Annotated in this window: 15 protein-coding genes and 4 pseudogenes; 6 read left to right on the forward strand and 13 right to left on the reverse strand. The window is 64.9% G+C overall.

Features of this window, described 5'->3' with window-relative positions:
* Positions 1 to 696 precede the first annotated feature (696 nt).
* The 9 genes and pseudogenes from ACZ6EM_RS37270 to ACZ6EM_RS37310 form a co-directional block, all read right to left on the reverse strand.
* Complete coding sequence (locus ACZ6EM_RS37270) at positions 697 to 855, reverse strand: DUF6760 family protein (RefSeq protein ID WP_331768875.1); 159 nt, start codon at positions 853 to 855, stop codon at positions 697 to 699.
* The gene (locus ACZ6EM_RS37275) at positions 852 to 1235 is read right to left on the reverse strand and encodes a hypothetical protein (RefSeq protein WP_331768671.1); all 384 of its coding nucleotides are present in this window, start codon (positions 1233 to 1235) and stop codon (positions 852 to 854) included. The genes ACZ6EM_RS37270 and ACZ6EM_RS37275 overlap by 4 nt, the downstream gene beginning before the upstream one ends.
* Entirely contained in the window at positions 1235 to 1678 is a 444-nt protein-coding gene (locus ACZ6EM_RS37280; RefSeq protein WP_331768670.1) for a phage tail protein, read from the reverse strand. Before ACZ6EM_RS37280 ends, ACZ6EM_RS37275 begins: the two co-directional genes overlap by 1 nt.
* A gap of 27 nt (positions 1679 to 1705) precedes the next feature.
* Positions 1706 to 2842, reverse strand: a complete 1137-nt coding sequence (locus ACZ6EM_RS37285; protein WP_331768669.1) for a phage tail sheath family protein — start codon at positions 2840 to 2842, stop codon at positions 1706 to 1708.
* A gap of 248 nt (positions 2843 to 3090) precedes the next feature.
* The gene (locus ACZ6EM_RS37290; protein WP_465774355.1) at positions 3091 to 3489 is read right to left on the reverse strand and encodes a hypothetical protein; all 399 of its coding nucleotides are present in this window, start codon (positions 3487 to 3489) and stop codon (positions 3091 to 3093) included.
* Positions 3486 to 3785: pseudogene (locus ACZ6EM_RS37295) on the reverse strand (IS5/IS1182 family transposase); the annotation flags it as partial. The gene ACZ6EM_RS37290 and the pseudogene ACZ6EM_RS37295, both read right to left, overlap by 4 nt.
* A 29-nt stretch (positions 3786 to 3814) precedes the next feature.
* Positions 3815 to 4819, reverse strand: a complete 1005-nt coding sequence (locus ACZ6EM_RS37300) for an IS3 family transposase (protein ID WP_465774356.1) — start codon at positions 4817 to 4819, stop codon at positions 3815 to 3817.
* A gap of 20 nt (positions 4820 to 4839) precedes the next feature.
* Entirely contained in the window at positions 4840 to 5223 is a 384-nt protein-coding gene (locus ACZ6EM_RS37305; protein WP_465774357.1) for a transposase, read from the reverse strand.
* Positions 5224 to 5303: 80 nt separating this feature from the next.
* A pseudogene (locus ACZ6EM_RS37310) lies at positions 5304 to 5573 on the reverse strand (transposase); the annotation flags it as partial.
* Between the two features lie 520 nt (positions 5574 to 6093).
* Here ACZ6EM_RS37310 and ACZ6EM_RS37315 point away from each other — a divergent pair.
* From ACZ6EM_RS37315 to ACZ6EM_RS37330, 4 genes and pseudogenes are all read left to right on the forward strand, one after another.
* Positions 6094 to 6594, forward strand: a complete 501-nt coding sequence (locus ACZ6EM_RS37315; RefSeq protein WP_465774358.1) for a GNAT family N-acetyltransferase — start codon at positions 6094 to 6096, stop codon at positions 6592 to 6594.
* A 484-nt stretch (positions 6595 to 7078) separates the two neighbouring features.
* Positions 7079 to 7501 carry a zinc finger domain-containing protein gene (locus ACZ6EM_RS37320; protein ID WP_465774377.1) on the forward strand — a complete coding sequence of 141 codons (423 nt, stop codon included), beginning with the start codon at positions 7079 to 7081 and terminating at the stop codon, positions 7499 to 7501.
* Between the two features lie 266 nt (positions 7502 to 7767).
* Positions 7768 to 8621 (forward strand): annotated as a pseudogene (locus ACZ6EM_RS37325) (IS5 family transposase).
* On the forward strand, positions 8618 to 9016 hold the full coding sequence (locus ACZ6EM_RS37330; protein WP_465774359.1) for a hypothetical protein: 399 nt from the start codon (positions 8618 to 8620) through the stop codon (positions 9014 to 9016). The pseudogene ACZ6EM_RS37325 and the gene ACZ6EM_RS37330 overlap by 4 nt, the downstream one beginning before the upstream one ends.
* Before the next feature lie 22 nt (positions 9017 to 9038).
* On the opposite strand, the gene ACZ6EM_RS37335 is transcribed toward ACZ6EM_RS37330, so the two are convergent.
* The 4 genes and pseudogenes from ACZ6EM_RS37335 to ACZ6EM_RS37350 form a co-directional block, all read right to left on the reverse strand.
* Positions 9039 to 9638: a response regulator transcription factor gene (locus tag ACZ6EM_RS37335; protein ID WP_401051623.1), complete on the reverse strand. Its 600-nt coding sequence runs from the start codon at positions 9636 to 9638 to the stop codon at positions 9039 to 9041.
* Positions 9639 to 10671: 1033 nt separating this feature from the next.
* The gene (locus tag ACZ6EM_RS37340) at positions 10672 to 12873 is read right to left on the reverse strand and encodes an ATP-binding protein (RefSeq protein WP_465774360.1); all 2202 of its coding nucleotides are present in this window, start codon (positions 12871 to 12873) and stop codon (positions 10672 to 10674) included.
* A 139-nt stretch (positions 12874 to 13012) separates the two neighbouring features.
* Positions 13013 to 13593: pseudogene (locus ACZ6EM_RS37345) on the reverse strand (transposase); the annotation flags it as partial.
* 315 nt (positions 13594 to 13908) lie between these two features.
* Positions 13909 to 14628 carry a helix-turn-helix domain-containing protein gene (locus ACZ6EM_RS37350; protein ID WP_465774361.1) on the reverse strand — a complete coding sequence of 240 codons (720 nt, stop codon included), beginning with the start codon at positions 14626 to 14628 and terminating at the stop codon, positions 13909 to 13911.
* A gap of 2174 nt (positions 14629 to 16802) precedes the next feature.
* Between ACZ6EM_RS37350 and ACZ6EM_RS37355 the strand changes: the two genes are divergently transcribed.
* Positions 16803 to 16961, forward strand: a complete 159-nt coding sequence (locus ACZ6EM_RS37355) for a hypothetical protein (protein WP_465774362.1) — start codon at positions 16803 to 16805, stop codon at positions 16959 to 16961.
* Between the two features lie 1296 nt (positions 16962 to 18257).
* Positions 18258 to 20684, forward strand: a complete 2427-nt coding sequence (locus tag ACZ6EM_RS37360; protein ID WP_465774363.1) for a hypothetical protein — start codon at positions 18258 to 18260, stop codon at positions 20682 to 20684.
* The last annotated feature ends 37 nt before the right edge of the window (positions 20685 to 20721 follow it).

Consider the following 20721-nt stretch of genomic DNA (forward strand, 5'->3'; position numbering starts at 1 on the left):
TACCCATCCCTACCATCGGCAGCGCCGTACCCATCCCTACCAAGGGAAGCGGGGGAGTGGCACCGGTGGTCAGGCGTGCCGACAGCGCTGGGCCTGTCTTCAGGGTGCTGGTGGGCAGGGTCGGCAGCGCCGTACCCATCCCTACCATCGGCAGCGCCGTACCCATCCCTACCAAGGGAAGCGGGGGAGTGGCACCGGTGGTCAGGCGTGCCGACAGCGCAGGGCCTGAGCCTGGGCTGGGGCCGGGCGGAGCAGGCGAGGGGGGTGTTTGCCGCACGGGCCGGCCGTCATAGACACCAGTCCCCACGGGGGGCGGCGTGAGGAAAGACGAAGCCGCTGAAGGACCGGGCGTACGGTACCCAGCTGTACTCACCTTCGCATCCGCGACCAGTCCTGACAGACGCTCGGCCGACGGCCCCTTGCGCTCGTCAGGACTCGACCGCCAGACAAGGAAAGGCCCGAGCCCCGTTCCGTCCAACGCGTGTGCGCCACTGGACCGACGTGCCGCACACGCTGGGTAAGGCATCCGTGTCAGGCAGGTCCATGACAGTTCGTGCCCCGATAGGGACATCCACTGTACCTGCCAGGCCGACAGACGATCACGGAAGCCCTGCAGATCGAGTACTGGCTCAACCTTGCTGAAGGCCTCTGCGACCTCCTGCTTCGGCAGCACTGACCTGCCATGGCTCATGTGGATCATCCGCCTCTGTTGATACGCGTGTTGATGTGGCCGATTTCGCGCACATAGCGGAGCCGGTCTCCGTGTACGAGATCGAGCAGATCACCCGGCGGCCAGTGGAAGTGATACGCGAGGTATGCGACCTCCTCATAGAGCCGTCGCGCCGGGTGGATCAGGATTCCCCCAGGCGTTCACCCGCTCCGGGGCCCTCAGGGTCAACAGCATTGATCTGCTCGTAGAAACGCTGCAGATAAGCCACGTCCGCGGCGAACAGCTGCTCCACGACTTCAGCGCTCACGTGGCGCACCTCGCCCAAGCGAGTGATCACGAGACTGAGCAGCACTACCCCCAAGTAGGCGGGATTCTCTCGCACTCGCTGATCCATCAACGGAGACAGCTCGTCACGTGCGGTGGCCAGGCGCATGGCACCGTTCCGGTGGACCCGGCCAGCCTGGTCCACGTATCCCATCGGGAGATCGAACTCGAACTCCGTCCGCAGCGGCTCTGCGCCACCCTCCGTCAGCTGATCAGTCTGGTAGGCCATCTGGGTCGTCATTACGGCTCAACCGTGATGTCTTCGAACTCAAGCGTGACCGTCTCCAACGCCGGACCGCTCCCATCAGCCTGCAGATCTGCGCCGCTCCATGCACTGGCCCAGCAGTTGACCAGTCCGATACGGCGCACCACGTTCTTCTGCGCGTCGATCATCTTGATCGTCACATGCTGCCGAGCGCCGTCCAGATTCGCATCCAGCAAGGTTGCCTTGAGCCAGTTCGTGAACTGCGTGCTCTTGTCCATCCCCCGAGTGACTGTCACCTGACCGCTCTGGGGAGCACCCGGCTGCTTCCGGTAGATCAGTTCACCGCTCGGGCTCACCTGGGTCACCGCAATGACATCTTCAGCGATTTGCAGGCCAGAGACGGCCTGCACCGTCTCCACCTGATAGTTTCCCAGGTCGATGGCGAAACGGAACGGCGTCAGCGTATTACCGGTAGTCATCTCTTAGCTCCTCTAGGAGTCGGGCCTCTAGGCGCCGTAGGTCTGGGTGATGCGGAACACGACGAACTCAGCCGGCCGAGTCGGTGCCACGCCGATGTCGCAGATGAGCTGGCCCTGGGCCATGGTCGCGGGAGTGTTGTTCGTCTCATCGCACACGACATAGAACGCATCGGCCGCGGTCTTTCCGACCAGGGCGCCGCTGCGCCACTGGTCAGTGAGGAAACTGGTGGCCGTGCCGCGGACCCTGGCCTGCAGGTCTGCGTTGTTGGGCTCGAAGACGGCCCACTGGGTGGACTGCTTGATGGAGTCGCTCAGGAAATTGACGTAGCGCCGGACGTTCAGGTAGCGCCAGTCCACGTCGGTCACGGCCTGAGTCCGGGCCCCCCACACCAGGCTGCCCTGGGAAGGGAAAGTCCGCAGGCAGTTGAAGCCCTTGTCATTGAGAGGGCCCTGAAGGTCGTCGGTCAGGGTGAATTCCAGGTCGAGCAGGCCGTTGACGGCCACGTTGGCCGGGGCCTTGTACACTCCGCGGTCGGCATCGGTGCGTGCCCACGTCCCCGCCACATGTCCGCTCGGTGGAATCAGCACCGGACTGGCATCGTACGCACTCGGTACCTGCAGCCACGGGTAGTACACCGCCGCGAAGGAAGCCGTAAGGCCGGTCAGGCCCAGGTCCAGGTTCGCGGCGTCCGTCGGGATGGTGCCCTTCGGCAGATCGAGCAGCGCTACCCGGTTCCCCATCGCCTCGCAGTGGTTCACCACTGCCTTCTGAGCAAGGGGCCGACCGGCAGCGTCGATGCCGGTGATGTCATCGAGGCCGGGGACCGCCACCATCGTCACATCCAGCTGGGCCTTCAACGCGTCCAGCGCCGCATCCAGATTCGTGGAGGCGGGATCGACGTTGAGGATGTAGCACGGCCCGCCGCCGTTGGTGAACCAGCCGTACAGCGCATTCGTCATCTGCGGCTTGGTGGCTGAGGCCGTGAGGTCGACGAACTGATCGAGGTACTCCTGCCAGGTGTTGACCTTCTCCGGGACCAGAGGGGTCGCAAAAGGCGTATCAGTGGGGCCGATGAAAGCCGCGACCGATGTTGCGGCCGCTGCGATGACGCGCACACCACTGGGAACCTGCTCCACGTAGACACCGGGAGCCTTATACAACATGGGATTCTCCTTCGAGAACGGCCTGGATCCCCCCTCGCCACCATCTCCAATTCCTCCTCCCCTCGCCAGGCGAAGCCGAGGCCATGTTCAGGCAGCACGGCCTCCTGTATGGGCAGGACACCGGTCGCCCAATGCCGCGGAGTTAGGCGCTGTCCGTGCTTGTCAACATGGTCTGTTTCCATTCGTCGGCGAGCGTGTAAGTTGGGTAGCCGGGCCACGTTGCCGTGACCCGGCCCCCTCAGAGGACGTTAAGTCCGTTTCTGGTAGCGGCCGTGTCCCGGTTGGTCGAGGAGTCCCTGGCGGACGAGTCGTCCCAGGCGGGAGCGGGTGACGTTGATCGAGGGCTCGTCGGTGGGCAGCCCGAGGAGTTCGTGCAGGTCACGGATCTGGAATACCCGTCCGGGATGATCGTTGAAGGCGGTCACGATGCGCTGGTAGACGGTGGCTGGTCCCTCGGGGGCGTGTGTGGATTCGGCAAGGGCGAGCCCGTCGATGACCTTGCCGGCGGTGACGAGTTCGGCGAGGCGGGCCTCGACCTCGGCCAGGGCATGGGTGAGCTGCTCGATCTGTTCGCGCAGGCCGCCGGCTCGTGCAGCGGTCCCGTCGTGTTCGGCCTGCAGCAGCCGCAGGAGTTCGGTGACGTTCACGCGGCCAGCTCGACGTCGTCGCGCCAGGCAGGACTGGGGGTGGTGAGGCGGCGGAGCATGCCGGCGATGGAGGCGCAGTAGACGCGGGAGGCGGCGTTGTCCAGCCGGTGGTCGTAGTCGCGGGCGAGGCGCCGGTGGAGCATGAGGGTGCCGTTGACCTGCTCGACCACCCACCGCTTCGGTTGCGGGACGAAGCCCTTGCCCACGTCGTCGGGGTTGCGGCGGACCACCTCGACGGTGATGTCCTTCACCGCCCCGTGGATGATCACGGCGTCCTTGAAGCCCTGGTCCGGAAGATTTCAAGTCCAGTGAGATGGTCGTGACGCTATGAGGTTTGTGGTGCGGGTTCCCTGTGTTTGGCGGGGTCGTTGATCCACGCCGCTTTCGGGATTTCGGGTGGTCTGGGGCGGCGGCCGAAGCGTTCGGGGTGGCGCGAGTAAGCCTCGGCGAGGGTGACGGCCCGCTGGTCACGGATCTCCTCCGCGGTGCCGAAGTGGACGCTGGCGGGCGTGTGGAGTCCGATGCCCGAGTGCCTGTGCTCGTGGTTGTAGTACGAGATGAAGGCGTCGAACCATTCGCGGGCGTGGGCCAGGGAGTCGAACCGCTCGGGGTAGTCGGACATGTACTTGGTGGTCTTGAACCGGGCCTCGCTGTAGGGGTTGTCGTTGCTGACCTTGGGGCGCGAGTGACTCCTGGTGACGCCGAGATCGATCAGCAGTTGGGAGACCTTCTTGCTGGTCATGGAGGTGCCGCGGTCGGCGTGCAGGGTTTCGGGGACGATGCCGTTGCGCGCGATGGTCTCGCGAATCAACTCCTCTGCCCGCTCGGCTGATTCGGCCGATTCGACGGTGTGGCCGACGATGTGGCGGCTGAAGATGTCGATGATGACGTAGGCGTGGTACCAGATGCCCTTGCCGGGGCCGGCTGCTTTGGTGATGTCCCAGGTGAACACCTGGGAGGGGCCGTCGGCGACCAGTTCGGGCACCGTCCTGGCCGGGTGGGTGGCCTGGCGGCGGCGCTCACCGGACTGCCCGCGCTCACGCAGGATCCGGTACATCGTGGAGACCGAGCAGTGGTAGCGCCCGGTATCCAGCTCACGGGCCCAGATCTGTGCGGGAGGCAGTTCGGCGTACTCGGGGTTGTTCATCAACTCCAGTACCGCAGCGCGTTCTTCGGCCTTGAGGGCCGACGGCTGGACCTGCGGGGACCTGGGCCCGCGCGGGGGCGGAGGCTTCAGCCTGCGGTAGTGGGTGGCCCGGGAGCGGCCGGTCAGCCGACATGCGGCGGTGGTGCCCAGCTCGCCCTCGATGCCGGTGAACGCCTCGTCCACGACGGGATCGGCGGCGTGCCTCAGTCCGCGCTCTCGGAGATCATTTCCAAGAGCGCCGACGCTTTTCCCAGGACCTCCAACGCGGCCTTGTTCCGAGCGAGCTCCTTCTCCAGCCGTTCCACCTGTCGGCGCAGCTTCTCGTTCTCGACCTCGGCGGCAGACTTCTTCGGACGGGCCGGGCTCGTGCGGTGATCGACCAGGTTCCCCAGAGCCCCGGCATCGCGCGCGGCCCGCCACTCGGTGACATGGGAGTGGTACAGACGCTCGCGGCGCAGGACCGCACCCCTCTCGCCCTCGGGCGCGGCGTCGTACTCGGTGACGATCCGCAGCTTGTACTCGGGGCTGAACGTGCGGCGCTTCGGCCCGGGAGCCGGGTCGGCTGCGGACGGCTTGGTGCTGGTCATCAGGGGTGGAACTCCTACTCGGGCCCTCTCGGGCTAACCCGACAAAGCGGGACGTCTCACCCAAGGCTGACAGAGAGGGGGACGACCCCGTGGACCTTGGCCCACACCCGGGCCCTGATCCACTCGGTGAACCGCCGGTGGGCGGTCGGCCCGGACTGACCGAAACAGGGCGGAAGCTGGGTCCACGTACACCCCGACGTCGGGACGAACACGATCACCGCCAACACCTCACGATCCCCGTAGCGCCGCCGACCACCGCCCTGCGGCCAAGTCGGCGCCTCCGGCATCACCAACTGGAACAGCTCCCGCAACTCGTCCGGGACAAGGCGCTCCACGGTCGTCACCTGCAGCCTACTCAGCCACCTAAATGAAATGTCCTCTTACGTCTGCACATTCACGAGCGTCGGCGGTGCAGCCGAGATGGATCAGCCGACCGGTCACCGTCTACACCCGGATGGCGCTGCTTCTCCCAGCCACGGATGAGAAGAGCTCACTCCCAGGCGCCCTCCCGGCCGACGATTTCCCGATCGCTGTACCTTGGGTGACCAATGGACGCCCTGGCGCTCGGATATCGTCGACCCAGGAAAGGTGATTACCGATGCAGTTGTCCAGCTCAGTTGGTGGCGTGCTGTCAGGGCGCCATGCCACCGTTGTGGGGCTGGGGAGCTGCAGCGACAGGCCAGCTTCCATCAGGCGAGAATGAAGGTTATTCCGCTGGCTGCTCTTCAGGGTCTCCGCCGTCGACAATTCCACACTCGGTTACCTCGAGCTGACCCAGTTTGAGCAGCAGTCAGTGGCATTCCATAGGATGTCCTACGCCACATGAAGCTTTGGTGTCGATTATCTCGGGGAAGGTGAGATGCTTGGCGGATGATCGACGCGAGAATCCGCCGCGCAGGCACTTGCGATGCGCCGGTGCTGACAGAGCTGCGGTGGGACTTCACACGAGAAGACCACGGCGACGCACCTGTGCCTTTGACGGAGCCGGCGCTTCTGGACGCCTGCCGTACATGGTTGCATGAGCGGCTGGAAAATGAGTCCATTCTGGCCTGGGTCGCAGAGGTGGACGGTAAGGTGTGCGGGCACGTGTTGCTGCACCCGGTTGAGAACGCGCCAGTTCCCTATCCAGGACCGGCCATGTGGGGGTGTGTGACCGAAATCTATGTCACGCCGGCCCACAGAGGTCACGGGCTGGGGCATCAGCTTTTGGATGCGCTTCGGGCTTATGCCCGCGACGCAGGGTTCGAGACGCTGGTGACGTGGCCGTCCGAGTGCAGTACACGGCTGTACTGGCGGGCGGGCTTCGTTCCGCCGCACGAGCTGCTGGAGCTCCGGTTCCCCGAAGTGCCGCCGGACGACATGGCGGACTGACCGTCGTGGTTCGCCAGGGTACTGCGTCAGTCCCCTGTCTTGGAGCTTCCCAGTCGGGGTTCGGTGAGGGCTCGCCATAGGGAGGGACCCGAAGTGGCTGGGGTAGATGCGGCTGGAGTTCGGGGTTTCGCGACCGCCGACTCCGGCCCCCTGCGCGTGGTGGTCCGCCCCGCGCGCGACCAGTTTCACAAAGCGCAAACCATCCGAAGTACGCGCCGCTGTGGGCCCCGAATCGACCTTGAGTCGCAGGGCGCGGAGCCCGGGCGTCAACGGTGGACTTACGACCTGCCACTCGTCCGGGCGAACCCTGCCCCGGCCGGTCCATCCTCCGCCTCCGGTCGGGGAACGGTGCACTACGGTGCTGGTCATGCTCCGACGTATCGGCAGAGGCGGCCGCAAGGGGCAGACCCACGCCGCCGCCCCCGACCTCCGCTCGTACGACACTCCACCCGCCGCGCCGGTCACCGTGACTCGAGCGGACGGAATGGCGGAGGTCGTGCCCGCACAGCAGTCCCGCTCGGTCCAGCGCCAAAGCACCCGGCACCACCCGTTTGTCTGCGCGGTGTGCGGCTATCCCATCACAGAGTCGCCCACCCTGTTCAGCAACGTGCGCGGTACCCGGGGCAAGCCCGTCCACAAGGTGTGTGAGCCAAGCGCAACCAGCACACGGCCGCTGCAGTCTCCCTGGCAACGCGGCCAGACGCCGTTGCCGCCATCAGCGGTGCACGCTCTGGCCACCGGATGGGCAGATCCCGGCGCCGGCTGGCTCGGCTTCCCCTGCTCCAGATGCGGGGCCCTTCCGGAGGAACGGTGCATCGTTCGCTACAGCGACGGATCGACCGGTGCGGTCAAGACTCCGCACCCGGAGCGCTCTACTGCTGCCCGCCGGGCAGCCCTACCCCGGTAGGCCATATCTGATGAAGGGCCTCAGATGGTCGGCAGAAGCGGATGAGGCGGACAGCCCAGCCGGCAATCGATGACAAAGCAATCTGCTCTTATTGGGCATAGTGCCGCGAAAGTAGGCATGAATGAAAGCCTTATATAAGAACAAGATCAACAAAACGCCCACTAAGAGGACGTTAAGTCCGTTTCTGGATGATCTGGTGTCGCCCGTTCGTGTGTACGGAGTCGTTCAGACTGACTCGCATGTCGTGTGCATGATGTTGTTGGGGCATGGAACGTATGCCGTACTCAACGGACTTGTCCGACGGGCAGTGGGCCTTGATCGAGCCGCTGGTCACCGCCTGGAAGCGGGAGCGGGTGTCGCGCTCGGCGACCGGGCACCCGGGTTCCTGCGACCTGCGCGAGGTCGTGAACGCGCTGCTGTACCAGAACCGGACGGGCTGCCAGTGGCGACTCCTGCCGCACGACTTCCCGGCCTGGTCGGCGCTGTTCTACTACTTCACCTTGTGGCGCCAGGACGGTCTTGACCAGCGGATCCAGGAGATCCTGCGCTGCCAGGTGCGGGAGCGGGCCAGACGATTAGAGGACCCGTCCCTGGTGATCATCGACCCCAGTCCGTCCGCGTGGCGGCCGGGGTGCCGAAGGAGACGACGGGACTCGACGCGAACAAGAAGACACCCGGCAGGAAGCGGGGCCTGGCCGTCGACGTGCTGGGCCTGATCATCGGCGTGGTGGTCCTCGCCGCGAGCGCGCATGACAACGAGGCCGGCATCGCCCTGCTGGACCAGGCAGCCGAACGATGCGGGATGCGGCTGGAGAAGGTCTTGGTCGACCGGGGCTTCAAGGACGCCGTGATCATCCATGGGGCGGTGAACGACATCACCGTCGAGGTGGTCCGCCGCAACCCCGGCGCCCAGGGCAAGGGCTTCGTCCCACAACCGAAGCGGTGGGTGGTCGAGCAGGTCAACGGCACCCTCATGCTCCACCGGCGCCTCGCCCGCGACTACGACCACCGGCTGGACAACGCCGCCTCCCGCGTCTACTGGGCCTCCACCGCCGGCATGCTCCGCCGCCTCACCACCCCCAGTCCTGCCTGGCGCGACGACGTCGAGCTGGCCGCGTGAACGTCACCGAACTCCTGGGGCTGCTGCAGGCCGAACACGACGAGACTGCCGCACGAGCCGACGGGCTGCGCGAACAGATCGAGCAGCTCACCCATGCCCTGGCCGAGGTCGAGGCCCGTCTCGCCGAACTCGTCACCGCCGGCAAGGTCATCGACGGGCTCGCCCTTGCCGAATCCACACACGCCATCGAGGGACCAGCCACCGTCTACCAGCGCATCGTGACCGCCTTCAACGATCATCCCGGACGGGTATTCCAGGTCCGTGACCTGCACGAACTCCTCGGGCTGCCCACCGACGAGCCCTCGATCAACGTCACCCGCTCCCGCCTGGGACGACTCGTTCGCCAGGGACTCCTCGACCAACCGGGACGCGGCCGCTACCAGAAACGGACTTAACGTCCTCTAAGATCCACGGCTCTCAAATCAGGCCCTGGCGGATCGCGTAGGCAACGGCATGAGTCCGGTTGTGCAACCCGTACCGGACGACCACACCGTGCAGAAGAGCTTTGACGGTCCGCTCTGAGAAGCCGATTCGTCGGGCGATTGCTGCGGTGTCGTAACCCTGAGCCACCAGCTCCAGGATCTCCGCCTCCCTTTTGGTGAGGCCACCGATGGTCAGACCATGTTGGTTGAGAACCCGCTGCTGCAACTGTCCCACCTGGCCAAGTAGGCGTCCCAGCAGATCACCGGGAACGGCACCCTCCCCGTTGGCCACGGAGACGATAGTCGACACGAGATGTTCGGAGGTGAGAACGTCCCGGTAGAGTAGTGCGCGGACTCCACAGGATGCGGCAACCATCAGATCGGCTTCTTCGATGTGTCCGATGAGGAGTGTCGTCGAAGAGCCAGAGCTCGAGTAATGCAGCTGGCGCAGCGTCTTCAGGATCGGTTCACTCAGAGTCTCGGCCACGACAAGGTTGACAACCGGCTGTTCGCTTTCGCCGGCAGTGTCGTCATCGGCCGTTAGTAGCTGGATCTCTGGCCGTACCCGGAGATAGCTCACCACGCCAGCTTCCAAGAGCGGGTCCTCAGCATGGACACTTACCGTGATTCGATCCACCGTGGACTACCTGATTCCTTTCAGAGTGAGCGCTTGATCCATTGGACAGCGGATTTGAAGTAGGGATCACCGGCTCGAAAACGCCAAGATGAGAACACCTCCCTCACCCGGACGGACAGGTTGAATCGTGGCCTTGCAGTTTCATGCGAGATTTTCAGCAAGCCGCGCCGGCCCGGGCGATGCTAGAGCGGAAGGCGCTCGCGGACGTACCGTTCCACCGGGTCGGCAAGGAGGCCGTGGCCAAGGATCTGGTCTTGCGGGCCTGGCACTGCCCGTCTGGTCATGGCAGGACGATCGATTACGAAGGTGCATGCCACGATCGCTGGATGATCACACCTTCGTGGGAAAACTTCTTACCAGACCAAATGGAGAGTCAAATGGTGAGTTTCTGATTTGCTCTTCGGATCAAGTTGGACTTGAATATCGCATGACCCATTTGTCGGGATGCAAACCGTTGACGCAGATGCTGCCGACGGCCGTGCCAGGGGCGATGATGATGCCGAATTTCCCGAAGAAGTAGACTCAAGTGAGGGTGGGGAATTCGATGACATCACAGAAAATGGCATCAGGGGACCCCATGGCCGCATCAACGGCTGAGGAATCGGCGGAACCGATAGCTGCCCCACCGACTGCTCCGGAAGTGCTGCTGTGGTCAGCACGGCGGCAGCAGTCAGGGTGGCTGCGAGAGTGCCGGATCGAATGCGCATATTCTCTCCTGAATTTCCGTCGGCAAGAGTGCGAATCGTATAACATGCTGGCCTGAGATGGAGCGCGGCTACCTCTCCTTCATCGAATTCGATTGGGGAAAATCCGGGGCTGCTAAACTTGAACCCTTGATGTCGTCCAGACAGGTGTCGCAGTGCCTACCCGACAGCTGATCACCCGCCTGGTAGCCATTGCGCTGCGAGAGACGCGCGTGGAAGCTTCCCCGCCAACGCCGAGAGGGCTTTGTGGATCCGGCCGCAAGTCGACTTCGAAAGGGCGTTGACAATCACCGCTCTCCGAATTGGCTCTCATCAACCAAGCGGCCCATCTTGCGGTACTCGGCTTCGACCGCGGCGAACAGGTCGGACGTGGTAATGGGGTGCCCAGTACGAGCAGACCGGTATGCGGCTGTGAGTGCGCATGACCGGATATTTCCTCCGGTCAGCTCGAAGGCTGAGGCAACTAGCTGAAGATCTAGATCAAGGTCGCGCGGCGGAGCGGAGCCCAAGCAAAGATCCCAGAGTTTGGATCGTTCGGCGACCCCCGGGCTTGGAAAATGGATGATCCCGTCCAGGCGGCGCAAGAACGCTTGATCGACATTGCCACGAAGGTTTGTTGCCAGCACCGCAATTCCATCGAAGGTTTCCAGGCGCTGCAACAGATAGGCGGCTTCGATGTTCGCGTAGCGATCGTGCGCATCGGAAATCGGTGAGCGTGTGCCAAAAAGCGCGTCGGCTTCGTCGAAAAAGAGCATTCCACGTACTTCTGCGGCTGCGGTGAAGATCCGTTCAAGGTTCTTCTCCGTCTCGCCGATATACTTGTCCACCACGGTGGCGAGATTCACCACATACAGGTCGACGCCCGTCCCGGATGCCAGCACCTCGGCGGCCAGTGTCTTGCCGGTGCCGGACTCGCCGGTGAACAGTGCCACCACCTTTCTGCCGCGGCCGTGCGCCGGGCGCAGCCGCCAGTCGCTCAGTACGGTGTCGCGGTGACGGATCCTGTCAGCCAGTTCGTGCAGTTGCTGCTTGGGCAGGTCAGCCAGTACCAGGTCGTCCCAGGTTGCGGACGGCTCGATTCGGCACGCAAGGCGCTCCAGATCTGCGGAGTTGTGCAGACGGGCGGTCCGACAGAGTTGGTTGACCATCAATGGGTTTTGTTCAAAAGCTGCTTGGGCACTGGCAGCCGTGACGGTGGTGCGGATCTGATGAGGAGCCAGCCGGTAGAGAGACAGGGCTGTCGAGTCGGCGAGTGTGCCGTGAGGCTCACCCAGTTCCGCCTTCCACCATTGGCTGTACTCGTGTTGTCCACTCGGGGCCAACGCAGCCACCAGCGGCATCGGATCGGACCAGCGTGCATCCCAGGTACTGGACCCGGTGAGTACGACAGGCATTGCCAGGTCGTTCAGGGCGCGTAGCATCTCCGCCCGTTCTGCCGCCGCGACCGGCAGGCGTTCGAGCGGGCCGATGACCAGACCTGTCCCACGAAGGCGCGCTTCCCTGGCGGCGCTATCCAGCACAAGCTGGATGTCTACTGGGGCGGGGACCTTGGAGAGGTCAACAATCACTACCTCACCTGTGTTGCCACGGTCGCGGGCTACGGCAGTCGTGATTGTGGCAGCAACCTCAGTCACCGGACTGTCCGGCGTCCCGCGCAGGTAGACGAGGCGGCCGTCGATGGTGCTGGGGATGAGGAGAGCAGCGAGCCGGTCCGCCTCGGCCTTCGCCTGGGTACCCACCGGCAAGTTCGGGCAGGTCAGACATCGAGCGATGCCATGCAGTCGATAGTCGAGCCGATCGTCGCCCAGTAGATGGCCGACGACCCTTTCCTCCAGACGGAGGCTGCGGGCTAGAAGTGGTTGGTCGTCGTCCTCGATGGTGAGCAGCTTGTAGTCCAGCAGAGGTGATCCTGGACTGAGGCGTGTGCGAAATTCGGCACCCATGAGCGTTGCCCCGCACAACTCCAGGGCGAGGCCGACGGAGGCCCAGCGGCGGCTGATATCGTCGTGCAGGTAACCGTAGAACCGACCGAAGCGGGGGTCGATCTCAGGTGCGAAGGCGATCAGTAGCAGCTCGGTATCCAGCGCTGACAGCCTGCAGTTCTTGGCCAGACCTCTTATCCGTACGTGGACACCGCTGGCCTCGATGCGGTTTGCCATAGCATTTGCCGTCGCCAGCGATCTCTTGATTTCATTCGTCAGACCGTCGCCAATGGGTTCCTCATCTTCTCCGTCATGGTGCGAATCCAGGTCGAAGGTGGGAGATGCGCCGAGCAATCGAATGATTGTTTGCTCAGTAACATAAAGCCCTTGATATGGGTTGCCGGCGCCTTCCGGGGAGGTCCGGAGGCGCTCGAACAATGCACGCCTCACGCGTTGCTCTACTACATGCAGCCGAGCCAGGAGGTAGGACATTTCCGTTGCGTCCTCATCACTCGTTGCGGCAATAATTGGCGAATTAAAGATCGGTTCTCTCCTGTCAGGATTCAATGACCGTATTGTGCGAATCACCGAGGTCGCTGGAATCATGCCCCAGCACTACAAGCTTGCCTTCTATGGCTCGCCGGACGGTGTGGAAATTCCCTTGCATCGAGGCTGCGGAGCGAGGCATCGAAGGACACATCATCAATTCGACCACCCGGCGGTGCCGGCCGAGGAGATTCGATGACTCGACGCCTCGGCGGGCGATGTGGACGATGATCTGACGTCGTCGAAGGTAGGAATGGATGAAGCGGCGGTGCCTGGCTCTCGTGGGCGGTGGCGCCCGGGACCGCGAGCGACAGGGATAAACCGGTATGCTCCATGAGCAAGTAGATCTTTGAGCCGTACTTGCCCCGATCGACAGGATTCGGACCCGTCAGTTCCCCTCTTCAGGGCGCGCATGTTGACCGAGTCGACTGCGCAACGGGGTCAGTCGAGCTCACCGCGGCTGCCGAGTCCGTCCAGAAGGACCTGGTGGAGCTTCGCCCGGCCCCGGGCCTTGCTCCACTCGGTGAAGCGCTGGTGAGCCGTCAGGCCGGACGGCCCGAAGCACGGTGGCAACTTGGCCCACATGCACCCCGATGTCGCCACGAAAACGATCGCCGTAAGCACCTCGCGATCCCCGTACCGACGCTGACCGCCACTCTGTGGACGTGTAGGCGTGGCTGGTACCACCAACCGGAATGGCGCCCACAACTCGTCCGGCACCAGACGCTCCACGATCACCACCCGCGAAGCCTGTCCAGCTATCCAAATGAGATGACCTCATAGCCCCGAATTGGCGCGACGACCTGTCAGCTTCACCGGGCGTCGGAGTACCGCGGAGGCCGGGCGCTGGATCCTCCTGGCCCGGCCGGCAGTAGACACTGGTCTGAAGGATCGGCCCGCTGATAGGCGTGCGCTATGGGCGAGCCTGGTGATGCTGGCCCTGCTCGGCACCTCCCGTCGGCACATCATGGGATCATCGATCGCCACAGCCCCCGCGCCGGGACTCACTGACAACGCCGAGGTCCACGAAGCACTATCGGCCGTAACGGCACGCCGTCACGGCCGTCTTGAACAAACCCTGCACTGTCCGGCGGCCTCGCGCGGCCGTGGCGGACATTCCGAGGCGGCCGAGGCACCCTGGGCGGGTAGACGGCGGGTGCTCGTCAGGGAGGGAGCGGTCAGCGAGGCGGGCCCATCCGAGTTGGACCGAAGGGGGAGGGCGGTGGAATGGCTCGTGGGGCGTGAGGGCGTCCGTGCGGCTCGCAGTTTGGCCCACTGCTCCGGGGGGAGCGGGGAGGTCAAGCGTTGTGACGGGAGGCCGTCCGTGTGCACGTGGATCTGCCGGCCGACCAGTTGGAGGGTGACCGTGCGGCCCACGAAGCGGGGGTGGACGCGGACTCGAAGTCTGTTCAGGCTCACGTTGCCGGCCGACGAAACGGTCCGGCGCACGCTCTTGCACGTTGCCGTAACGGTGCCGGACCTTTGAGTGAACCGCTGGGGGCGCCTGTCGGACGGGAGGCGGCCGATGTGAAGGCCAGCGGTCAGGAAGCCGGGGGCGGTGACGGCAGTCTCGGCATGGCGTGTCCGTCGGGCGCGTTCGGCGAGCAGCACGTGGTCTTCCCGAAAGAGAAGCGTCCGGCTGCGGTTCAACCGGGCCAGCGGCCTGAGATGCCCACGGTGCACCCACTGGTGAACGCAGTTCGGCGTGACGCCGAGCAGTTGGGCCGCTTCGACCGCGGTGAGCAGTCGCTGCCGTGGATCGGAGGGGTAGGCCATTGTTACTCCTTGTGGAATCAGACAGTCGGCCGGCTATCGAGCAGGAACAGGTGTGCCGGCCAAGCACCGCGGCAGTAGCGGCACTCCACGAGATACTCGTCTTCGCGATACGTCAGGGCGCGCAGGTCGCAGGCAGGGCAACACCCGGGCAACGAGGTGATGGCGGGCTCGTTGCCAAGCACCCGCCGGGCCCGCGCAGTCGCCACCAGAACGGCGGCGGCATGGCCGCCCAGTTTCGCCGTAGCGGCGGCCTCAGGCAGCTCACGGGTCAGCGCTACGCAAGCCCTCTGCAACAGCCATCCGGCTCGGGCAGGCTGTCGCGAGCGCGTCTGCGGCACAGCCAAGGCGGACCACGTCTGGACCGCGGACGACAGCTCGTGCGCCCGCATAAGCACCAACTCGCGTAGCGGTGCTGTGGACGAGGGGCGCTTCGACTGACGCCGCACGGTTAGCACCATTGAACGAGCCGGAACAGTCAAAGCACAGTGCAGCTGCGCATAGATGCCCGGTGCTGAGTCCAGCGTTGTCTTCAGCCGGCGAAGACAGTACTCGCACGGCCCGCATCCCGAATCCGCTCCGCACACATGGCAGAGATTTTTTTGGTTTGTCACGCAGCACCACACGGCAGCAGCATCGCGGCAAGCGGTTCTTCCCAGAAAGCGCGTTGGCTGTGACCTCGCAAATCACTTGCGCTCCCAGCAGGAGAATGCCCTGCAGCATCTTGGTTTACCACAGTCCTTGAAGCAGGCGGAGAATCATCCCAGTCTGCCGAGTGCCCACGGTGCGAAGCCCCCAGGTCTCGGAACGCATGTCTACGACGGCCTTCGCAGTTATGGAGCAGACGAGTTCGGCATCTAGCAGCGATCTGTTTGATCATCAATTTCCTCCGGTCTCGCCAGCCGACCATGATAAATAGTATGGTTGTTATCATATTCGGGCCCGACGCCGCAGGTGGACCTTGGATACTTGCAGGTCGTTCGCCGGGCAAACTTTTGAAGTACTCATTTAGCAGAAGAGGCCCCGTCGGGCGACGTGGACACGGGAGGCCTTGCAATTCCTTTAAAGTATTAAAACGAGGCCCCCATGGCAAGGTGGCGTTCAGCGCTCTCCGCAACTGAAGATGCTTCGTGCAAAGATAAACGGTCATATAAATCGCTGCGCCGACGAATGCGAGTCGAGTGCTGCGTCGAAGGCGACGGCCTTCGACCACGCGCGTCCGTCCTAGCCGGTTAATCGGTACTTTCTGGTCAGCATGGAAGCTCTGAACACTATCAGCCCCGCGTACTCCGCTCGGCCAGGATTGGTGTGATTTCAGGTCGGCCAGGTAAGTCGGCCCAGCGGCAAAGATGCCCGGCGCGACTCCTGGCAGCCAGCGCCACAATGACGCTGCTATGGGCAGCAACACAAGACCGGGCCGCTAATGTACGGCTGCACTGGCCTGATCGACTCCCTGGAGATGGGAGCAGCCCCCGTGGTCGCCAGGAGTGGCAGGGGCATCTTTCGCGTGGTCCGGCACTCAGGGCGATTGGTCGGTCAGCGGCGCGTCGAGTCCATCCGGACCTCTTACGGCGTGCGACACCAATTTGGACAATGATCGTGACACTGGAAGTAGTAGGTGTCAAAGCCATCGAGCGCGTGTCGAGGTCACTGCGCGGCATTGCGGACAGTGACGGCGCTGTGGATGTGACTGGCGAGCCGACGGGGGCGCGGTGACGAGATGTGCTGGCCAGGGCGCGCGTGCACACGCGTCGGCGGCGTCCTCAGCCGAGTGATGTCATCGAACTTTGGATCTTGTCTTCGATGCCCAGTGTTCGCGGACGCGAGCTCTCGGGCACGTCTGTCGTCAGGTCGGTGACCGCTCAGACGGCCAGGAGGCTGTCATGTCCTTTCCATGGGGCCCGGAGTGAGACCCTGAACGGCGCCACCCCAGGCCTCGGAAGGCCACAACGCCGGGTATCTCGACACGTACTTTGTCCGGCTCGATGGCTTTGACACCTACTACTTCCAGTGTCACGATCATTGTCCAAATTGGTGTCGCACGCCGTAAGAGACCCGGATGGGCTCGGCTTCGCACTCGGTAACGATCCGCAGCTTGTACTCGGGGCTGAACGTGCGGCGCTGCTCTGGGAGGTGATCTCCTAGGGCGCCGGTTGACGCACGCCACCGACCCGATCGTGGACGAGGCGTTCACCGGCATCGAGCTGGAGCTGGGCATCACGGCCGCACATCGGCTGACCGGCCGCTCCAGAGCCACCCACTACCGCAGGCTGAAACCTCCGTCGGTGCGCAAGCCCAGAAAGGTCACAGCCTCAGCCTGCGCCCCTGATTCCTGAAGAGCTGGCAGTAGTAGTGGAGTTGATGAACAGCCCGGAGTGCGCCGAGCTGCCGCCCGCGCAGATCTGGGCCCGCGAGCTGGACGCTGGCCGCTACCACTGCTCAGTCTCTACGGTGTACCGGATCTTGCGGGAGCGCGGGCAATGCGGTGAGCGACGCCGCCAGGCCACCCAGCCGGGGTTCGACGCCTTCATTTCGTACTACAACCACGAGCGCCGGAATTCGGGCATCGGCTTCCGCACACCCGCCAGCGTGCACTTTGGCACAACCGGGGAAGTCCGCGACCAGCGGGCCGCCACCTTCTCCGAAGCGTACGCCAGGCATCCCAGCGCTTCGGTCGCCGTCTCGGACTGCCCGAGATACCGCAGACGGCCTGGACCAACGACCCGGCCAAGCGCAGGGAACCCGCGCTACAAACCTTATTGCGTCAAGACAGTCCCGCTGGACTTGAAATCGTCGGGCCCGGCGAACCATCGACCCACTAGGTTGAGTCATGACGCACCCGGTCGGGGTGAGTTCGGGTGAAACCGCGGTGGCCCAACCCGTACCGACTGAGGGAGGCGAAGACGCGGTTCAGCCGCAGCCTTTCCGAGTCACAGCACCCGCCATTTATGCGATCGCTCAAAAGGCGGTGTGGTGAAGTGCCATCGCTGCCGTGACCCGTACCTTCCCCTACTAGAGCCATGGTCGAAATGACGCAGCCGCCCACGGGTGGCCGCCACCCCCGCCAAGGGGTTCTACCACCTGGGCCGTACCTCAGGTGACGCCAATCACCAGGCTCACGGCCTCACGTTCACCGCTGCCGAGCGCCAACTCGGAGGCGAAGGCCAGATCGCCGGCGCCAACCGGTCGATCAGGCGAATTTCAGGGTTCTCCCGGACCCAGCACCCACGAAGGGCGCCATTTGCGTGCCCACCTATGAGGAGGCACTGCCATTTTGCAGCACAGATCTGCCAGCTGCCAGTCTCGCCGTGCCGGTGGTGCTGTTGTCGGCATCACCGGTTTCGGTGTGTCTGACCCTCCGGTCAGTCGACCCGAGAGCCATTCCCCCGCTTCCTGCCGCGGTTGTCGCGGCTTGCAAGCTATCGGACGTTCGGCACGCTGCCAGGAAAATGCGACCCAGATCACTCTTTTGGGCGGCTGGATGTGTCACACGAGCGGGGGCTTGCAACCCCTGTATCACTCGTGATCCCCGTCTGCGTCCCGTCTCCACCCATGCCCACCTCCCCCCCTTCTCCGGTCGCGGCCGGCGCGTCGTGCCCACGTGCCGTCGACACAGTGCGGGAAGGCGTTCGGTGAGCGGGAAGGAAGCGGTTGCCACGGTTGCGGTTCCGGCTCAGGGCCAGACCTGCGGCCTCCAAGAGCCGGCGGCCGTCGCGGTGTTGGCGCCGTTGGCACTGACGCCGGTGATGCGCTCGCGGCTGCGGACGGCGGTGCGCACGCTGCTGGCCGAGCCCGGACTCGCAGAACAGCCGGATGCGGTGCGGCTGGGTGCGGTCGTGTTGATGGCGCGTACTCCGTGGACCAGCGGGCTGGTCGAGATCCGCAAGTCGGAACTGGGCCGCTGGCTGGGGGTATCAGCGGAACGCATGAAAGCGGTGGCGCGTTCGATGCGGGCCAGCGGTGCGGTGCTGAGTGAGACGAAGGAGGGCTCGCACGGCGAACACCAGGCAATGGAGTGCAGGGTGGTTCCGATGTGGGAGGCCCGTGGGGTGGCGGGGCATCCGCTGGCACTGGCCAAGAAGGAGCTGGCGGTGCTGCTGCGCGTCATCGAGGAGCTCTTCGCGCCGGGCTGGGCCCATCGCGACGGCTCGGTCTTTCCGCCCGGTCTGCTGGCAAGGCGTACGGGGCGGGGAGCCGCGACCGACCGGCTGGCGGCCCTGCTGCTGGTGCTGGACGCGAACGAGCGCGGTTGGGTGCGGCTGTGCGGAGGCCGTACAGGTACTGAGGCCGGGCGGCCGGCGGTGACACTGGCGCGAATGCTGGGCTGCACGCCTGCGGGCGCGGCGCAAGTACTGCGACGCCTGGCGGAGGCGGGGGTGGTGAAGCGGCTGCGACGCGGGGCGTCGGGGCTGCGGTCGCGGTCGCGGCTGGTCCTGCCGTCGGTCGCGGCCGCACACCGGGCCGGCCTGGTGGCTCCGGCGCGCCGGGAGGTCACGCGGAACACCGCAGGGGAGTCGGTCAGCGACCTTGATGCTGCGCCCCCCCCAGGTGAAGCTGCTGTGAGCGAGGAGACTATGCAGGTAAACGAGGTTGTAGAGGCTGATGAGGCCGGGATCCCAGACCTTGACGCTGCGACCCCCCTTCACGCTTCCCACTCCCTTGTGGCTGGCGTACCGAATGAACTGACTGTGGCTTTCGGCACTTCCGGCGAAGCCGCGATGGGGGTGACCCATCATCGGCCGGAGCGCACGCACGCGCGCAAGAGGTGTGCCGACAACAGCGAGCACCGACAGACCGTCGCCGAATCAGACGTCGGCGAGAACGCAGGCAGCCCGCGTCGCGGGGAGGAGCCCGAATCCAACGTCATCCGGGACACCCAGGAGAAAACGCCTGGCCAGGTCACCCGACCGGGGTGCCGCCTGCCGAGGATTCCTCGGCCGCCGCTGGACCTGGCGACAGTCCTTGCCCCGGTTGCGTGCTTGTGGGGGCACTTGGATCGCCGATGGGCCCGGAACAGGATCACCGCTGCGGTACGAGTGGAGCTGGGCCGGATCGCGGGCTGGACTGGCCATGACGGCGCGTTCCAGGCGCTAGCCGAGCGACTGGAACGCCGACTGAAGGCCCAGGGCGGCATCGGTCGGGTCACCGACCCGGTGGGCTGGCTACTCGGAAAGGGCCTGCCGCAACGTCAGGAGTGCGCCCATGGCGGGTGCGACGACGGCATCCGGATGGACACCGGCACCGAGTGCGTGACCTGCCGCATGCGCCTCGCCGACCGGTGCAGCGCCCGACGAGTCCTGATCCAGGAGGCGACCGCAGGGCTCGCCGCGGGCACTCCCGACGACCAGCGTCGAGCCGTCGTCGACGCGCACCTGCGCCAGTACGCGCTGCGCCGCGCCGCGGAGCAGGTGGCGGCGAGGGAACGGACCGAGCAGCACCGGCACGCCGACATCAGTACTCAGAGCGCGGTGGCCGACAAGCTGACCTACGCTCTGACGCAAGCACTGGAAGCCGACGAGCAGGCCGAGCAGGTCCATGAAACCGTGATGCGCCGTGTCCACGGCCACCCCACTCGAGCGGCTGCTCTTGCTGCGACTGACCAAGCCGCCGGCAACACCCTGACGACGACGCTTCGCTGGTGCTGGAGCGAGGCCCTGACCGACCTCGAGCGGGAACGGTTCGGCACCGTGCGGAGCAACACTGGGACCCGGTCCGCAGAACACGGTCAGGTTGTCCCTGAAGTCCTGCAGTCACCGGACTCCGCTCCGCCGCAATGCCACCCGCTGATCGGCGACAGTGCCTACCGCGAACTGCGCCGGCAGATGCGTGAGCAGGCACAGATCCGCGAGGCCGCCCGCTGGCACGAGAAGGAGTGGCGTGAACAGCTGCTGCGCACCAGCTACAACAAGCTTCGCGAACCCGAGCCAAAGGTCTGGCCATCGCTGGACGAGCTTGCCCAGGCTGCCGAAGCCCGTATCCGCAGGATGCACGAGTCCCACCGCGAGGCCCTTGCCGTCGCACGAGCCACGCGGTGGGAAGCCCGCACCGTCTCGCCGTGACTGCAACTGAAGTTCCACCCTCGGCTCGGACACCTGG

It is taken from the genome of Kitasatospora sp. NPDC041917 (assembly GCF_055589745.1).

Coding starts and splice junctions, on each gene's coding strand:
- ACZ6EM_RS37275 (WP_331768671.1), bottom strand. CDS start 1,235: ATGACGACCCAGATGGCCTACCAGACTGATCAGCTGACGGAGGGTGGC.
- ACZ6EM_RS37280 (WP_331768670.1), bottom strand. CDS start 1,678: ATGACTACCGGTAATACGCTGACGCCGTTCCGTTTCGCCATCGACCTG.
- ACZ6EM_RS37285 (WP_331768669.1), bottom strand. CDS start 2,842: ATGTTGTATAAGGCTCCCGGTGTCTACGTGGAGCAGGTTCCCAGTGGT.
- ACZ6EM_RS37305 (WP_465774357.1), bottom strand. CDS start 5,223: ATGACCAGCACCAAGCCGTCCGCAGCCGACCCGGCTCCCGGGCCGAAG.
- ACZ6EM_RS37315 (WP_465774358.1), top strand. CDS start 6,094: ATGATCGACGCGAGAATCCGCCGCGCAGGCACTTGCGATGCGCCGGTG.
- ACZ6EM_RS37320 (WP_465774377.1), top strand. CDS start 7,079: ATGGCGGAGGTCGTGCCCGCACAGCAGTCCCGCTCGGTCCAGCGCCAA.
- ACZ6EM_RS37350 (WP_465774361.1), bottom strand. CDS start 14,628: ATGGCCTACCCCTCCGATCCACGGCAGCGACTGCTCACCGCGGTCGAA.